A 15832-nucleotide genomic window follows, 5' to 3' on the forward strand; every position below is an offset into this window, starting at 1 on the left:
AGCCCATTAGGCAAACTATTAACCTAGGTACGCTTCTAGCTCTTCGCTACCACCGATGTGTTTACCACCTATAAATACTTGAGGTACCGTTGTGCGACCAGAGATTGCACGTAGACTTACTGTTGTTGCGTCTTTACCCAGAATCACTTCTTCATATTGAAGACCGTGGTCAATCAGATTTTGTTTCGCCTTCATGCAGAAAGGACAACCTGGTTTGGTGAACACAGTGATAGATTCTTGAGTTTTGTACTCAGGTGCTACGTAGTTCATCATTGTGTCTGCATCTGAAACTTTGAACGGGTCGCCTGGCTCGTTTGGTTCGATGAACATTTTCTCAACCACGCCGTTTTTAACTAGCATGCTGTAACGCCATGAACGCTTGCCAAAACCGATGTCGTTTTTGTCCACTAGCATACCCATTCCGTCTGTGAACTCACCGTTACCATCTGGGATGAAGGTAATGTTTTCTGCTTCTTGGTCAGCTTTCCATGCGTTCATTACAAACGTATCGTTAACCGACACACATAGAATTTCATCCACGCCGTGTTCTTTAAATACTGAGAACAACTCGTTGTAACGAGGTAGGTGGCTCGACGAACACGTCGGAGTAAACGCACCTGGCAAGCTGAATACGATAACCGTTCTGTCTTTAAACAGTTCTTCCGTGGTTACATTCACCCATGCGTCACCTTTACGAGTCGGAAAAGTAACTTGTGGTACAGCTTGACCTTCTTTTGATGCAAACATGATGATTTCCTTTTTAAATTTATGAAATAATTCGTTTTCGAGCTTAGCGTTATTTGGCGCTCAGTTTCGTTTTGTTGAGCTCATTATTGAAAAAAAACTTTGATAGCTCTAATCGTTTAATGCTATGGTTTTGATAGATTATTTCTATCGCCAAACAAGAAGCGAATCGTACGTTATGAATATCCGAGATTTTGAGTACTTGGTGGCGCTTGCGGAGCACAAGCATTTTCGAAAAGCAGCGGAAGCCTGTTTTGTCAGCCAACCGACTTTAAGTGGCCAAATTCGTAAACTAGAAGACGAATTAGGTACGGCATTGCTGGAGCGCAGCAGTCGTCGTGTTTTGTTTACCGATTCAGGTTTGCAATTGGTGGAGCAAGCAAAACGTATCTTAAGTGAAGTGAAAACCTTTAAAGATATGGCGAGTGGTCAAAGTGGTGCTATGACTGGCCCGATGCACATCGGCTTTATTCCGACTGTTGGTCCTTATCTGTTACCTAAAATCGTTCCTCGACTAAAAGAAGAGTTTCCTGAATTGGAACTGTTTCTACATGAGGCGCAGACCCATCAGTTGGTTCGTCAGTTAGAAGAGGGCAAGTTAGATTGCCTAGTATTAGCTTCAGTGGATGAGACGGCTCCATTTAAAGAGATCGAAGTCTATAACGAACCACTGAGCGTGGCGGTTCCTTGCGACCATGAATGGGCAGGACTAGATCATATCGACATGCTCGACTTGAACGGTAGAACAGTATTAGCTCTGGGTGATGGCCACTGCTTACGAGACCAAGCACTTGGATTCTGTTTTGCGGCAGGAGCGAAAGATGATGAACGTTTTAAAGCAACGAGCTTAGAAACGCTGCGCAACATGGTGGCAGCGGGCGCGGGTATTACTTTATTACCTCAGTTGTCCGTACCTCATGAGAAGAAAAAAGACGGCGTGTGTTACGTTCCTGCAATTAACCCAACGCCTTCTCGCAGTATCGTACTGGTTTATCGTCCGGGGTCACCATTACGTACCCGCTTTGAAACATTGGCCGCAATGATCAAAGGTGTACTTGAGGCGAGAGAAGACTCTATCGCTGCTTGATAGCCTAAAAGCCAAATAAACAAAAGGGAGCTCAATGGCTCCCTTTTTAGTCTCTCAATGATGAGGTTAGAACAGCTCTTCTGAACCGCTGCCACCACCTGAGTAGATGCTATCTTCAAGGCTGTTACCTACGTACTCCGTAGGCTCAGTTCCCTTCTCGAAGTACTCAAACATCGATGAACCGTCGACTTTGTGTGTCAGTAGGCCGCTATCACGGTCGATACGAACACGTACGATGTCACCAGGGATGTTCTTACCTTGTTGTGGAGTACCTTCAAGAGCAACGCGCATGAAGTCAATCCACGCAGGCTCAGCCGTTTTCGCACCAGATTCAGCGCCAGAGATCTGGCCTTTACCTAGGTTGCTGTTTACTGTTGTGCGGCCTAGTGTACGAGAGTGATCATCGAAGCCAACCCATGCAATCGCAACGATGCCAGGGCCGTAACCGTTGTACCAAGTGTCTTTCGAATCGTTGGTTGTACCGGTTTTGCCACCAATGTCACGACGCTCAAGCTTTTGTGCACGCCAGCCAGTACCGTTCCAACCCGTACCATCACGCCAGCTACCGCCACCCCAGATGTTGCTGTACATCATTTCACGCATCAGGAATGCGTTTTGCGCTGAGATAACTTGTTTCGCGTATTGCGGCGTGTCGTTTTCAAGTGCGTTGTCTGGAGCGATGTTCTCTGTCGCGACGTCTTGCTCGCCAAATTCAGCAGCAAACTTATCTTCTGCAGGAACGTGTGTTTCCATTTGAGGACAATCTTGTTGGCAGATGACTTTCGGGTTTGCCTTAAACAACACTTCACCGAACGAGTCTTCAACATGGTCAATGTAGAACGGTTCTACATAGTAACCGCCATTCGCAAACACCGAGTAGCCTTGCGCCACTTTCATTGGCGTTAAGCTACCAGCACCAAGCGCGATAGTTTCTGAGCGTGGCACTTGGTCAATATCAAAGCCAAAGCGAGTTAGGTATTCGCGGGTTTCGTCTAAGCCAACTTCACGTAGCGTACGAACCGCCATAACGTTCTTAGATTGTGCAAGACCGATACGTAGTCGGGTAGGGCCGATGTAAGTCGGTGGCGAGTTCTTCGGACGCCATGCTGAACCAGAACCAGCATCCCACTTGTTGATTGGTGCATCGTTAACAAGCGAAGCAAGCGTTAAACCTTTGTTTAGTGCTGCTGAGTAGATGAAAGGTTTGATACTTGAACCAACCTGACGCACAGACATGGTCGCACGGTTAAACTTGCTGTGAACGAAGTTGAAACCACCAACCAGAGAAAGTACTGCACCGTTTTCTGGGTTCATTGCCACAAATGCAGTGTTGGCACTTGGTACTTGGCTTAGCTTCCAGCTGTTAACGGTGTTGCCTTCTTTATCGGTTGTGCTGATTTCACGAACCCATACTTGTTGGCCTGATTCTAAAATCTGTTTTGCTGATTTAGGCACCGCACCTTGACGTTCATCCGTTAGGTATTTGCGAGCCCAGTTCATGCCAGTCCAAGCGATGGTTTGCTCATCGTTGTTCTTCACCCAAACTTGCGCAGTTTTGTCGTCAACTTTAGTCACGACTGCAGGGTAAAGTTGGCCGTAAGTTGGCTGCTTCTTAAGGTGTTTTTCAATTTGCTCGGTATCCCAAGCGTTTTCACCTTCTTTCCAAAGTACTTTTTCTGCACCTCGGTAACCGTGACGTTCATCGTAAGCAAGGATGTTATTGATCGCTGCTTTGTTTGCTGCGTCTTGCAGCTTTGAATCTACCGTCATGTAGATGTTCAAGCCAGAGGTGTATGCTTTTTCTGTGCCGTACTCTTTCACTGCCCATGAACGTGCTAGCTCAGCCACGTATGGTGCAGAAAGCTCGATTTCAGCACTGTGGTAACGAGCAACAATAGGTTCAGCACGCGCTTCGTCATATTGCTCTTGAGTGATGTATTTCTCATCGAGCATACGCATCAGAACGACATTACGACGGTTTGTCGCACGCTCTAGTGAATAGAGTGGGTTCATGGTTGATGGTGCTTTTGGCATACCAGCAAGCGTTGCGATTTCACTTAGCGTCAGTTCGTTCAGGCTCTTACCAAAGTAAACCTGAGCGGCTGCACCGAAACCATATGAGCGGTAACCAAGGAAGATCTTGTTAACGTAAAGCTCCATGATCTCTTGCTTAGTCAAAAGCTGTTCAATGTGGATCGCAATAAAGATCTCTTTGATTTTACGCATGATCTTCTTCTCATTGGAGAGGAAGAAGTTACGTGCTAGCTGCTGAGTGATGGTACTCGCACCTTGCTTAGCAGAACCGGATAGAGCCACGACGACAGCGGCACGAGTAATACCGATCGGGTCGATACCAGGGTGCTCGTAAAAGCGGCTATCTTCGGTCGCAATCAGCGCGTGAATCAAATCTTGTGGAATTTCGTCGTAGGTAACAGGAATTCGGCGTTTCTCACCAAACTGTGCGATCAGTTTCCCGTCTTGACTAAATACTTGCATAGGTGTTTGTAATTCAACATCTTTTAGAGTTGCAACATCTGGCAATTCAGGCTTCACGTATTGATAGAAGCCAAAAATTGTGGTGACTCCAAGAATTATGCAAATCAATGTTAAAAATAATAAACGCTTTATGAACTTCACCGGAGAATCCCTGATTGGTTGAGGCTGTGTAACGGCAAACCCTTGTACTCTTAGGTCAAAAATTTAGCACATAAGAGATATTAACTCTTATTTGGATGCTAATAACAACCTTTGCACGAAGAAAATTCTCTGGGTGCTATTTACAACCACACGCAGGAATTTCGGAGCGAGAGTAGAGATGGATAAGCTATTAGTTACGGGCATAGATATTGGCCATAACAGCCTCAAAGCCGTGGTACTTAAACCCAATGGCAACAGTTACGCTTTATTGGGTTACAAAGAAATAATACTTAAGGAACGTATTGTCGCTGAAAATAACACCATAAATCATCAAGAAATTGTAAAGACCCTTAAAGAGATGAGAAAAGAGCTCCCAATTCGAGCTAGAAAGGTCGCAATTTCGGTTCCAGACAATGCCGTGATCAGCAAAAAGCTACAAATAGAGCAGAACCTAGAAGAAAGCGAAAAGGAATTTGCGGTGATGCAAGCCTTTGCGCATCAGTCTCCCTTTCCGGTTGAAGAGCTCAGCCTCGACTTTGTAAAGGTTGATACGGATGAGCAGATGGGCGGCACAGAGAGCTACCAAGTGTTTGCAACACGCAGAGAGGTGGTGGAAAGCCGAGTGGAGACATTAACAAAGTCTGGCCTAAAAACCGTGCTGGTGGATGTGCACTCACAAAGTCTTGGTCATATATGGAAGCTAACCGCAGAACGTTTTCCAGAAAAGAATAAGCATTGCTTGTTGGACATTGGTGCGATGAGCAGCTCTTTCACTATGTTTACCGAGCAAGGAGAGTTATTCCATAAGGAGTTTCCTTGCGGTACCCGCACAACAAACGATTTGTCTCAACACGATCCACTCAGTGACGATATTCAAACCGCAACTGAAGAGTTCAATCGACAAATGGTTGAACGTGTTAAGCGTCAGATGCAGCTCTACACCTCGTTCAATGGTAGCCAAGATATCAAAGGCATTTGGCTTTCCGGAGAGGGGGCGGCTACGCCAATGTTAGCTGAGGAACTATCAAGTCAATTGGCACTAGAGTGTGAACTTCTCAATCCTCTTAGTTTGTTTGAAATGAAAGTCTCTAAACGTAAACGCCGAGCTGCAGATTGGCAGCATTTCACGGCAGCTGCAGGTTTAGCGGTACGCGGTATTCAGTGGTTGGGAGGTGACGATGCTGCATCACATTAACCTCCTCGCTTGGCGCGAAAATCAACGTGAAGAACATCGTCGACGTTTTATTGGTTTGATTGTTCTTGGTGCGATTGTTGCGTTGGGCGTGCAGTGGGGTATCGGTAAGTACTACCAATACCAACAAGACCAGCAACAACAGCGTCTAGACTATTTAGCTCACTATATATCTCAGCTTGATAAGCGAATTGAAGCAATGAAGATTGCTGAGCAAGAGCACGGCAAGATCTTAGAGCGTTTAAAGATCGTCGAAGGGTTACAAAACGGACGCAATAAAACCACTGAGTTTATGAACTTGATGCCATCAGTGATCCCTGAAGGCGTGTATGTCGACAAGATTAAGATGAATGACTACGAAATCGAGATCTCAGGAATTTCAGACAGTACGCCGCGTCTCGCGACAATGCTCGACAACATGGAGCGTTCGGCAAAATTGTTAGATGTCGAGATGCACTCCATTGTCCATGGAAAAGCGCGTTTCGGTAAAGAGTTTCAGACGTTCAAAGTCTCCTTCATGTTTAAAGGTGCCTCTATAAAAGAAGGAGGTAAACAGCATGGTTAATTGGCAAGACCTTGAAATGGATGAAATCGCTGAATGGCCATTGGTGCCGCAGTTAGTGGTTCTCTTAATGCTCGTGTTGCTGATTCAAGGTTTCGGTTACTGGTTCTATTTAAAACCAGAGCAAGCGCGTTTGGACACTTTGATTCAAGAAGAGCAAACCTTAAAAGTTGCGCTGAGAATAAAGGCCAATAAAGTGGCGGCTTTGCCTCAACTGCAATCACAACTCGATGAGCTCACCACTCGCTACGAACTGCTACTGCAACAGCTACCTGCGCAAAAAGAGCTGGCCACCATGCTGGCTTCGGTGAATGAACTGGGCATCGATAACAAACTGACATTTACCCGCATTGACTGGGGGGAGAAACAGTCAGAGCACTTTCTTTATCGTTTGCCGCTGAATATTGAACTCACTGGAGACTTTCATGATATCGGCCGTTTCTCTCAAGCCATCGCCACGTTGCCGCGCATCATCACGTTTAAAGACGTGACTTGGCAACGAGTGAGTCAAGAGAGTGAAACTTTGCACTTCCGTGTAAAAGCGAATACCTACCAGTTCAAACCAGAGGAAAAGAAAGATGCGAAATAAATCTTTGCTGATGGTTTGTATTGCAGGGGCGCTAGCGGGTTGCCAAGCCAATGATGAATCACTGACAGACTTTATTCGTGGTGTAGAAAACCAAGCACGCCGTGACGTCGCCAAATTACAGCCCGCTGAAGACTATGTTGTCATCGGTTATGAGCCCGAGATTCTACGTGCGCCTTTTGAGCTTCCTAAAGAAGCCACCATCGCCACTCAACCTTTGGCCAGACAAGATTGTTGGCAACCGCCATCAAGAAAGCGGGTAGGTAAGTTAGAACGCTTTCCTCTCAATAAACTGCGCTTAAAAGGTGTTATGGGGATGGGGAGCAATGTTTCTGGTTTGGTCCAAGCACCAAATGGCACCGTTTATAAGGTGAAGCCGGGTCAGTACCTTGGTCGTAACAATGGCAAGGTGACCCACGTATCCCACAACTATTTATTAATTAATGAAACCTTACCCGACGGTTTAGGGTGTTGGCAAAAGCGCAAAGTTAAGTTGGCTTTGAGATAGGCATAGCAGCATTTATTTTTGATATTGAGTAATGATGAAAATGAGACAAGGATTAACACTGACACCAAGGAAGCTAGCAGGGATCTTCTCTTTGTGGTTCTTTTTACTTTTAGCCCCTTTTGTAGCAGCACAGGAAGTAAAGTCTAACTCGCTAAAGACCATCGACTTTCGTACAAACAAAGACAAAGATGCCGTGATTGTTGTAGAACTTGCGTCCCCTGCTGCAATCGTTGATATCAAGCGCGTACAGGAAGGCTTGAGTATCGACTTACTCAACACATCTGTAAAAGACGACCAGCTTTACCTTCTGGATGTAAAAGACTTTTCTACGGTCGTCGAGAGTATTGAAATATTTCGAGAGACCTCAACTACACGTTTAGTTGCTTATATTGATGAGGAATACACTCACGATTACCGTCTGACTGGGCGTTACCTAGAGATCAAAGTTGGTAAGATAAAAGCCAACGAAAAAGCACCGGATAAGAGCATTCTAGAAAAAGAAGGGAAGCTGATTTCAATTAACTTCCAAGACATCCCAGTGCGAAACGTATTGCAACTCATCGCCGACTACAACCAATTTAACTTAGTGGTATCCGACTCCGTTGAAGGCAACTTAACTTTGCGTCTTGATGGTGTACCTTGGCAGCAAGTGCTCGATATCATTCTTCAAGTAAAAGGCTTGGATAAGCGTGTTGATGGCAACGTGATTTTGGTGGCGCCGAAAGACGAACTGGATTTGCGTGAAAAGCAACAATTAGAGAAACAGAAACTTGAGCAGGAGATGGGGGAGCTTTCTTCTGAGATCATCAAAGTTAACTTTGCTAAAGCGTCGGACATTGCCGAGATGATTAATGGCGAGGGCAATATCAGTATGCTCTCAGAACGTGGCAGCATGACCATTGATGAGCGGACGAACTCACTCTTAATTAGAGAGCTACCAGAGAACATTGAGGTTATCCGAGAGATCATCGAGTCTTTGGATATTCCGGTCAAACAAGTTCAGATTGAAGCACGAATCGTCACCATCAATGAAGGTAATATGGACGAACTTGGTGTGCGCTGGGGTTTTACCTCTATCAACGGCAGCCACACCGTCGGTGGTTCGATTGAGAATAACCTTGCGACAATCGGCCTTTACGATGGCGGCGGTGATGGCGAAGGTGAAGATGGTGGCAGCAGTGTTGGTATTGATGACTTCCTAAACGTGAACTTGGCTGCAACCAGCCCGAATGCGACCAGTCTTGCTTTCCAAGTTGCGAAGTTAGGCTCAGACACACTGCTTGATTTAGAGCTTTCTGCGCTGCAACAAGAATCCAAGGCAGAGATTATTTCGAGCCCGCGATTGATTACCACTAACAAGAAGCCTGCTTATATCGAGCAAGGTACCGAAATCCCGTACCTTGAGTCTTCTTCCAGTGGCGCAACGTCTGTCACGTTCAAAAAAGCCGTATTGAGCTTAAAAGTGACACCACAGATTACCCCTGACAATCGTTTAGTGTTGGATTTGAGCGTTACGCAAGATAGACCGGGTCAAGTTGTAAAAACAGGCACTGGTGAAGCGGTCGCGATCGATACTCAACGCATTGGCACACAAGTTTTAGTCAATAACGGTGAAACGGTTGTGTTGGGTGGTATTTTTCAACATAGCATCACAAACTCCGTCGATAAGGTGCCTTTATTAGGTGATTTACCGCTGTTAGGGGCACTTTTTCGTCGAAGTTATGAAAATGTCGGCAAAAGTGAACTGTTGATTTTTGTCACGCCTAAAGTTGTGATTCAGTAGGCGCTCAGTGAGTAAAAAATCGATTAGATCAAAAATAAAGTTGCATTAGTGGCACCATGCTTGGATAATTTCGGGTCTTATCACGAATTATCTGTGAGGAATTGGTGCCACAAGCCTTGTGAAACAGCAGTTTGGCTGTGTTTTCTTGTGGCGATCTTATTGAATTAACGTTGTAAATTACCGCTAAATATGGCTGAGAAACGTAATATTTTCCTTGTTGGCCCAATGGGCGCCGGCAAAAGTACAATTGGTAGACATCTAGCACAGCAGCTGCATATGGAGTTCGTGGACTCTGATACAGTGATTGAAGAACGCACTGGTGCAGACATCTCTTGGGTTTTTGATGTAGAAGGTGAAGACGGCTTCCGCAAACGCGAAGAAGCAGTACTTGAAGACCTGACTCAAGAGCAAGGCATCGTGCTAGCAACCGGCGGTGGTTCTGTGAAGAGCAAAGAAAACCGCAATCGCCTTTCTGCACGTGGTGTTGTTGTTTACCTAGAAACGACTATTGAAAAGCAACTTGCTCGTACTAACCGCGACAAGAAGCGTCCTCTACTTCAAACTGACAACCCTCGTGAAGTATTGGAAAGTTTGGCAGGCGAACGTAACCCTCTATACGAAGAAGTAGCGGATTACACGGTTCGTACTGACGATCAGAGTGCAAAAGTGGTAGCCAACCAGATCGTAAAAATGCTAGAAGAGAGATAAGCATTTATCTTTTTCAAATTGGAGCACACCGATGGAACGGATTACGGTCAATCTAGCAGAGCGTAGCTACCCAATCTCAATTGGCGCCGGGTTATTTGAAGACCCGGCGTACCTTTCTCAAATTCTTTCAAACAAAAACGCAAATCAGAAAGTTGTCGTGATCAGTAATGTCACGGTTGCTCCACTGTATGCGGAAAAAATTCTTGGTCAGCTTGAACAGCTCGGTTGTGATGCCTCATTACTTGAATTGCCTGATGGTGAGCAATACAAAAGCCTAGACACGTTTAATCAAGTCATGAACTTCCTGCTAGAGGGGAGTTACGCACGTGATGTAGTGATTATTGCGTTAGGTGGCGGTGTTATTGGCGATCTCGTTGGATTCGCGTCTGCATGTTACCAACGTGGTGTGGATTTCATCCAGATCCCAACCACATTGTTGTCTCAAGTGGATTCATCTGTTGGTGGTAAAACCGCAGTTAACCACCCACTAGGCAAAAACATGATTGGTGCTTTCTACCAACCCAAAGCCGTTATCATTGATACCAACTGCTTATCAACGCTTCCTGAACGCGAGTTCGCAGCGGGCATTGCCGAAGTGATCAAATACGGCATTATTTATGATGCGGATTTCTTTGATTGGCTGGAAGAGAATCTCGACCGACTGTACGCACTGGATGAAGAAGCACTGACTTATGCCATCGCACGTTGCTGTGAAATCAAAGCAGAAGTTGTGGCTCTTGATGAAAAAGAGTCAGGCATACGAGCGCTGTTGAATCTTGGTCATACCTTCGGTCATGCTATTGAGGCTGAGCTAGGTTATGGCAATTGGCTTCACGGTGAAGCGGTGTCATCTGGCACAGTGATGGCGGCGAAAGCTTCGCACTTACGTGGACTTATTTCGCAAGAGCAGCTGGATCGCATTATTACCATTATGCGCCGTGCTAAACTGCCAGTGCATACGCCAGAGTCGATGAGTTTTGATGACTTTATGACGCACATGATGCGTGATAAGAAAGTCTTGTCTGGTCAGCTGCGCTTAGTGTTGCCTACTGGAATTGGTAGTGCCGAAGTCATTGCGGATACACCTCAAGATATCATCAAACAAGCTATCGACTTTGGTCGTGACATTTAACCTTGTAATGGCGCCTTAGGGCGTCATTCTTGTAGTTTATTAAGGTTATTTAGATGAGTTTTGCTCACGTTCTTGAATTGGATTCACAAACCGAGTTACTAGACAGATTAAGCTTATTAACCAACTTTGGTTCTAATTTGATCGCCGTGAATGGCCAATCCGGATATGGAAAATCTTGGATGGCACAGCGATACCTTGAACTCGGTGCAAGTAACAAAAACCAATGTTTGTTACTTTGTCATTCCAATCAAGATGATGTGCAACGTCGTATGCTCATCTTGAGCCAGATAGTTTCCGATGCCTTATTCAATCAACAAGATACATTGCTTGATAGCTTAGAGCGTATCTTGGGTGATGAAGTGTGTGACATCGCCATTGTGGTTGATGACGCTCATTTGCTGAGTGAAACCCTAGTTTCAGAATTATGGATGCTAGTGCTAGCTGCACAAGCGAATCCAAAATGGAAAATCAACATCTTACTGTTCACTCAAAGTGGACGTTTGGAATCGGTATTGTCGCGTATTAGTTACGGGCAAGAGCTCAAGCCGGTTGAGCTTGATATTGAGATGTTGTCAGAAGCCGAAGCGCGTCGTTTCTTTGAATCTTTGGTGATTCGATATGTTGACGATGAGTCTGAAAAACGCGTTCGAGATGCATTTAAGAAAGTCGACCCGATTCCGGGAGACATCATGGCGTTAGGAGAGATGAAAGTGGAAAAAAGGATCATTATCCGCTCAATTGTAGGCTCACCCCTTAATATCGCGTTGGTTGTTTTGGTGCTGTTATTGTTGGCCGCTGGTGGTTATTGGTGGATGTACAATCAGCCAAGCCCAGACGACAAAGCACAGCAAATCACAGGTACGATTGAGCAAACTGCCATTCCAACCCTAACCGAGCCCGAAGTTCAAACCAGCAGCGCAGATTCCGCAATCAGTGACGCGTCAGATACGACAGAGCTTGCTGGTGCAACGGACGATTCAGATTCATTGCCGCCGGCCGTGACAGAGGAAGTTGCAAGTGTTGGTACTGAAGATAAACAGCAACGTGTTGTGATTGAGTCGGATGTGGTGGACGCCTTACTTGAAGGTAAACCTGAAGAAGCCAATACCGATGAAATCAAACAAGTTGTGGAAGAATCAGTGCCTCAAGCACAGAGCAGTTCGAACTCTTCATTGATTAACGTCGTGCAAACAGGCGAACAACCTAAGGCAACACAAGCAAATTCAACGAAGCCTATCGTGAAGTTCTCTTTTGCTCGTGAAGAGCTAAAAGCGTTATCACCACGCGCTTATACATTGCAATTAGGGGCGATGACGGCAATGGAAGATGTGCAAACCTTCCTTGACGAGTACGACCTGAACGGAAAAGTAAGAATTTACCCGACCGTGCGCAGTGGAACAGAATGGTACATCATCACCTATCAAGATTACCCGACTATCCAGCTCGCTCGAGACGCGGTAGAGAGCCTACCAGATGCGCTTAAATCGGTGAGTCCTTGGGCAAAATCCTTGGGTCAGGTACATCGTGAAATTGATCGCGTGAAATAATCCTGAGCTTCGTTGAAAAATATGTTACATTCCGCAGCCTTAATTTTTGGTCGATAGATAGAGCAGTAGATGAAAAAGCAACGAGCCTTTCTTAAGTGGGCAGGAGGAAAATACGGTCTGGTTGAAGACATCCAACGTCATTTGCCACCGGCTCGAAAGCTAGTTGAACCTTTTGTTGGTGCTGGCTCGGTATTTCTTAATACCGACTATGACCACTACTTGCTGGCGGACATCAACCCCGACCTGATTAATCTCTACAACCTACTGAAAGAGCGCCCTGAGGATTACATCTCCGAAGCGAAGCGTTGGTTTGTTGCAGAGAATAACCGCAAAGAAGCTTATTTGAGCATTCGCGCTGAGTTTAATAAAACTGACGACGTGATGTACCGCTCATTGGCGTTCTTATATATGAACCGTTTCGGTTTTAATGGCTTGTGTCGTTATAACAAGAAGGGCGGTTTCAACGTGCCGTTTGGTTCATATAAAAAGCCTTACTTCCCAGAAGCTGAATTGGAATTCTTTGCTGAAAAAGCGAAGAAGGCGACCTTCGTATGTGAAGGCTACCCAGAGACTTTCCGTCGAGCGCGCAAGGGAAGTGTGGTCTATTGTGATCCTCCGTACGCACCTCTGTCGAATACGGCTAACTTTACTTCTTACGCAGGTAACGGCTTCACGCTTGATGACCAAGCGGCACTGGCTGACATCGCGGAGAAAGCAGCGACCGAACGCGGCATTCCCGTTCTGATTTCAAATCACGACACCACATTGACGCGTCGTCTATATCACGGTGCAGAATTGAATGTGGTCAAAGTGAAGCGAACCATCAGTCGCAATGGAAGCGGACGCAATAAAGTCGATGAACTGCTTGCTCTCTTCCGTGCTTCCGACACGGATAATTCAGACTCATAATTCTCACACTATTGTGTCTAAATAGTGGATATCCTGACTGGCTTCGGTAGAATTGCGCGCAACATTGTTTGTTGTTTGCTCGCCACTATTGAGGTCAGGTATGAAAGATTTTCTTATTGCTCCATCCATTTTATCGGCTGATTTTGCTCGTCTAGGTGAAGACGTAGAAAAAGTACTCGCAGCGGGTGCGGATGTGGTGCATTTCGATGTGATGGATAACCACTACGTACCAAACCTGACTTTTGGTGCGCCAATCTGTAAAGCGCTTCGTGACTACGGCATTACCGCTCCAATCGATGTTCACCTAATGGTGAAACCTGTAGACCGCATCATCCCTGACTTCGCGAAAGCGGGTGCATCGATGATTACTTTCCATGTGGAAGCATCAGAACACGTTGACCGTACACTACAGTTGATTAAAGAGCACGGCTGTAAGGCAGGTGTGGTGCTTAACCCAGCAACGCCGTTGTCGCACCTTGAATTCATCATGGATAAAGTTGACCTAATTCTTCTAATGTCAGTTAACCCTGGCTTTGGTGGTCAATCATTTATCCCTCACACGCTAGATAAACTGCGCGCAGTACGTAAGATGATCGACGAGTCTGGCCGTGACATCCGCCTAGAGATTGATGGTGGTGTGAAAGTGGATAATATTCGTGAAATCGCAGAAGCGGGTGCAGACATGTTTGTTGCGGGTTCGGCGATTTTCGGTCACCCAGATTACAAGCAAGTGATCGACCAAATGCGTGACGAGCTAGCAAAAGCAAAATAAGCATTGAAGCCCTAATCTTAAAAGGCTGCCACCTTGTTGGCAGCCTTTGTCGTAGCTAGGACCAGAGCGAAGAAAATATCGCCAGCGCGACGTAAATAATCACTTGCCTATTTTGCTTCCTTTCTGTACTATCCGTCTTCCTTAATTCTCGGTCATTTTTCTTTAGTTCCTTGCTTCCTCTGGACGACCGAGCCAATCGTGGAAGCTAATAATCCGTAAGGAGCAACCAATGCGTCATTACGAAATCGTATTCATGGTGCACCCTGATCAAAGCGAGCAAGTTGCTGGCATGATCGAGCGTTACACTGGTTCAATCACTGAAGCTGGCGGTAAAATCCACCGTCTAGAAGACTGGGGCCGTCGTCAACTGGCTTACCCAATCAACAAGCTTCACAAAGCTCACTACGTTCTAATGAACGTTGAAGCTGGCCAAGAAGTGATCGACGAACTAGAAACTGCTTTCCGTTTCAACGATGCAGTTCTACGTAACATGATCATGCGTACTAAAGCGGCTATCACTGAGCAATCTATCATGCTTAAGCAGAAAGAAGAGCGTGCAGAGCGTGCTCCTCGTCGCGAAGAGCGTGCTGAAGCTAAGCCAGAAGCAGCTGCTGAGTAATATTTCTTATGACCAATCGAATGGAGCTGAGTGGCACCATTGCCAAACCGCCCATTCGTAGTAAAAGCCCTGGTGGCATTGAACACTGTCGATTTTGGCTAGAGCATCGCTCTACTGTTATCGAAGCTAATCTACCACGACAAGTTTATTGTCGAATGCCGGTAGTAGTTAGTGGGCTTGGGTCACAAGCATTAACTCAGAATTTAGTACAAGGCAGTAACATTAAGGTAGGCGGTTTTGTCGCTTATCAGACCGGCCGAAATGGCGTTGGTAAATTAGTGTTACACGCCGACAACATTACTCAAATTTAAGATCAGGAGATAGCCCATGGCTCGTTTCTTCCGTCGTCGTAAATTCTGCCGTTTCACTGCAGAAGGCGTACAAGAGATTGATTACAAAGACGTAGCAACTCTTAAAAACTACATCACTGAAGCTGGTAAAATCGTACCTAGCCGTATCACTGGTACAAGCGCTAAGTACCAGCGTCAACTAGCTCGCGCTATCAAGCGTTCTCGCTACCTAGCTCTACTACCGTACACTGACAAGCATCAGTAATCGGTTCGTTTTATTAAGAAAGAGGATTAAACAATGCAAGTTATTCTACTTGATAAAATCGGTAACCTAGGTGGTCTTGGCGATACAGTAAACGTTAAGTCTGGCTACGCTCGTAACTTCCTTATCCCTCAAGGTAAAGCAGTTATGGCAACTAAAGGCAACGTTGAAATGTTCGAAGCTCGTCGCGCTGAACTAGAAGCTAAAGTTGCTGAGCAACTAACAGCTGCTGAAGCACGTGCTGAGAAAGTTAACGCTCTAGAAGCAGTTGTTATCGCTTCTAAAGCTGGTGACGAAGGTAAACTATTCGGTTCTATCGGTACTCGTGACATCGCTGACGCTATCACAGCTGCAGGCGTTGAAGTTGCTAAGAGCGAAGTTCGCCTTCCTGAAGGTGCTCTACGTAACACTGGTGAGTTCGAGATCAGCGTTCAACTTCACTCAGAAGTTTTCGCTACTGTGAACGTACAAGTTGTTGCTGCTGAGTAATTCAG

The 15832-nt window shown here is 45.8% G+C and carries 17 protein-coding genes; 15 read left to right on the forward strand and 2 right to left on the reverse strand.

The features are described from left to right. Positions 1 to 18: 18 nt before the first annotated feature. Positions 19 to 747 (reverse strand): redoxin family protein, encoded by a 729-nt coding sequence (locus A9237_RS09945; RefSeq protein ID WP_005438421.1) that lies wholly within the window; start codon positions 745 to 747, stop codon positions 19 to 21. Between the two features lie 175 nt (positions 748 to 922). Between A9237_RS09945 and oxyR the strand changes: the two genes are divergently transcribed. After that, complete coding sequence (oxyR, locus tag A9237_RS09950; RefSeq protein WP_033005806.1) at positions 923 to 1831, forward strand: DNA-binding transcriptional regulator OxyR; 909 nt, start codon at positions 923 to 925, stop codon at positions 1829 to 1831. 66 nt (positions 1832 to 1897) lie between these two features. Here oxyR and A9237_RS09955 read toward each other — a convergent pair whose 3' ends face one another. Further along, positions 1898 to 4468, reverse strand: coding sequence for a penicillin-binding protein 1A (locus tag A9237_RS09955; protein WP_041061315.1), 2571 nt, complete (start codon positions 4466 to 4468; stop codon positions 1898 to 1900). A 178-nt stretch (positions 4469 to 4646) separates the two neighbouring features. Here A9237_RS09955 and pilM point away from each other — a divergent pair, with 178 nt between their 5' ends. The 14 genes from pilM (at position 4647) to rplI (ending at position 15827) form a co-directional block, all read left to right on the forward strand. Continuing rightward, a complete protein-coding gene (pilM, locus tag A9237_RS09960; protein ID WP_045412016.1) occupies positions 4647 to 5663 on the forward strand; it encodes a type IV pilus biogenesis protein PilM in 1017 nt (338 codons plus the stop codon). Continuing rightward, positions 5647 to 6225: a PilN domain-containing protein gene (locus A9237_RS09965; protein ID WP_078608107.1), complete on the forward strand. Its 579-nt coding sequence runs from the start codon at positions 5647 to 5649 to the stop codon at positions 6223 to 6225. The genes pilM and A9237_RS09965 overlap by 17 nt, the downstream gene beginning before the upstream one ends. After that, on the forward strand, positions 6218 to 6811 hold the full coding sequence (locus A9237_RS09970) for a type IV pilus inner membrane component PilO (RefSeq protein ID WP_078608108.1): 594 nt from the start codon (positions 6218 to 6220) through the stop codon (positions 6809 to 6811). The genes A9237_RS09965 and A9237_RS09970 overlap by 8 nt, the downstream gene beginning before the upstream one ends. After that, entirely contained in the window at positions 6801 to 7316 is a 516-nt protein-coding gene (locus A9237_RS09975) for a pilus assembly protein PilP (protein WP_078608109.1), read from the forward strand. The genes A9237_RS09970 and A9237_RS09975 overlap by 11 nt, the downstream gene beginning before the upstream one ends. Positions 7317 to 7350: 34 nt before the next feature. After that, positions 7351 to 9099, forward strand: coding sequence for a type IV pilus secretin PilQ (locus A9237_RS09980; RefSeq protein WP_039988233.1), 1749 nt, complete (start codon positions 7351 to 7353; stop codon positions 9097 to 9099). A gap of 189 nt (positions 9100 to 9288) precedes the next feature. Continuing rightward, the gene (aroK, locus tag A9237_RS09985; RefSeq protein WP_005438434.1) at positions 9289 to 9807 is read left to right on the forward strand and encodes a shikimate kinase AroK; all 519 of its coding nucleotides are present in this window, start codon (positions 9289 to 9291) and stop codon (positions 9805 to 9807) included. A gap of 31 nt (positions 9808 to 9838) precedes the next feature. After that, complete coding sequence (gene aroB, locus A9237_RS09990) at positions 9839 to 10939, forward strand: 3-dehydroquinate synthase (protein WP_005438436.1); 1101 nt, start codon at positions 9839 to 9841, stop codon at positions 10937 to 10939. A 53-nt stretch (positions 10940 to 10992) separates the two neighbouring features. Beyond that, a complete protein-coding gene (locus A9237_RS09995) occupies positions 10993 to 12486 on the forward strand; it encodes an SPOR domain-containing protein (protein ID WP_078608110.1) in 1494 nt (497 codons plus the stop codon). A gap of 69 nt (positions 12487 to 12555) precedes the next feature. Next, a complete protein-coding gene (locus tag A9237_RS10000; RefSeq protein ID WP_020196767.1) occupies positions 12556 to 13395 on the forward strand; it encodes a Dam family site-specific DNA-(adenine-N6)-methyltransferase in 840 nt (279 codons plus the stop codon). A gap of 100 nt (positions 13396 to 13495) precedes the next feature. Then, entirely contained in the window at positions 13496 to 14167 is a 672-nt protein-coding gene (gene rpe, locus A9237_RS10005) for a ribulose-phosphate 3-epimerase (protein ID WP_005438444.1), read from the forward strand. 229 nt (positions 14168 to 14396) lie between these two features. Next, positions 14397 to 14786 (forward strand): 30S ribosomal protein S6, encoded by a 390-nt coding sequence (gene rpsF / locus A9237_RS10010; protein WP_005438446.1) that lies wholly within the window; start codon positions 14397 to 14399, stop codon positions 14784 to 14786. A gap of 8 nt (positions 14787 to 14794) precedes the next feature. Beyond that, positions 14795 to 15097, forward strand: a complete 303-nt coding sequence (priB, locus tag A9237_RS10015; RefSeq protein WP_005438449.1) for a primosomal replication protein N — start codon at positions 14795 to 14797, stop codon at positions 15095 to 15097. A 16-nt stretch (positions 15098 to 15113) separates the two neighbouring features. Next, the gene (rpsR, locus tag A9237_RS10020) at positions 15114 to 15341 is read left to right on the forward strand and encodes a 30S ribosomal protein S18 (protein WP_000090472.1); all 228 of its coding nucleotides are present in this window, start codon (positions 15114 to 15116) and stop codon (positions 15339 to 15341) included. 33 nt (positions 15342 to 15374) lie between these two features. Next, the gene (gene rplI / locus A9237_RS10025; protein WP_005438451.1) at positions 15375 to 15827 is read left to right on the forward strand and encodes a 50S ribosomal protein L9; all 453 of its coding nucleotides are present in this window, start codon (positions 15375 to 15377) and stop codon (positions 15825 to 15827) included. Positions 15828 to 15832 lie beyond the last annotated feature (5 nt).

Origin of the sequence: Vibrio owensii (assembly GCF_002021755.1) — a bacterium.
GTDB classification, from domain to species: domain Bacteria; phylum Pseudomonadota; class Gammaproteobacteria; order Enterobacterales; family Vibrionaceae; genus Vibrio; species Vibrio owensii.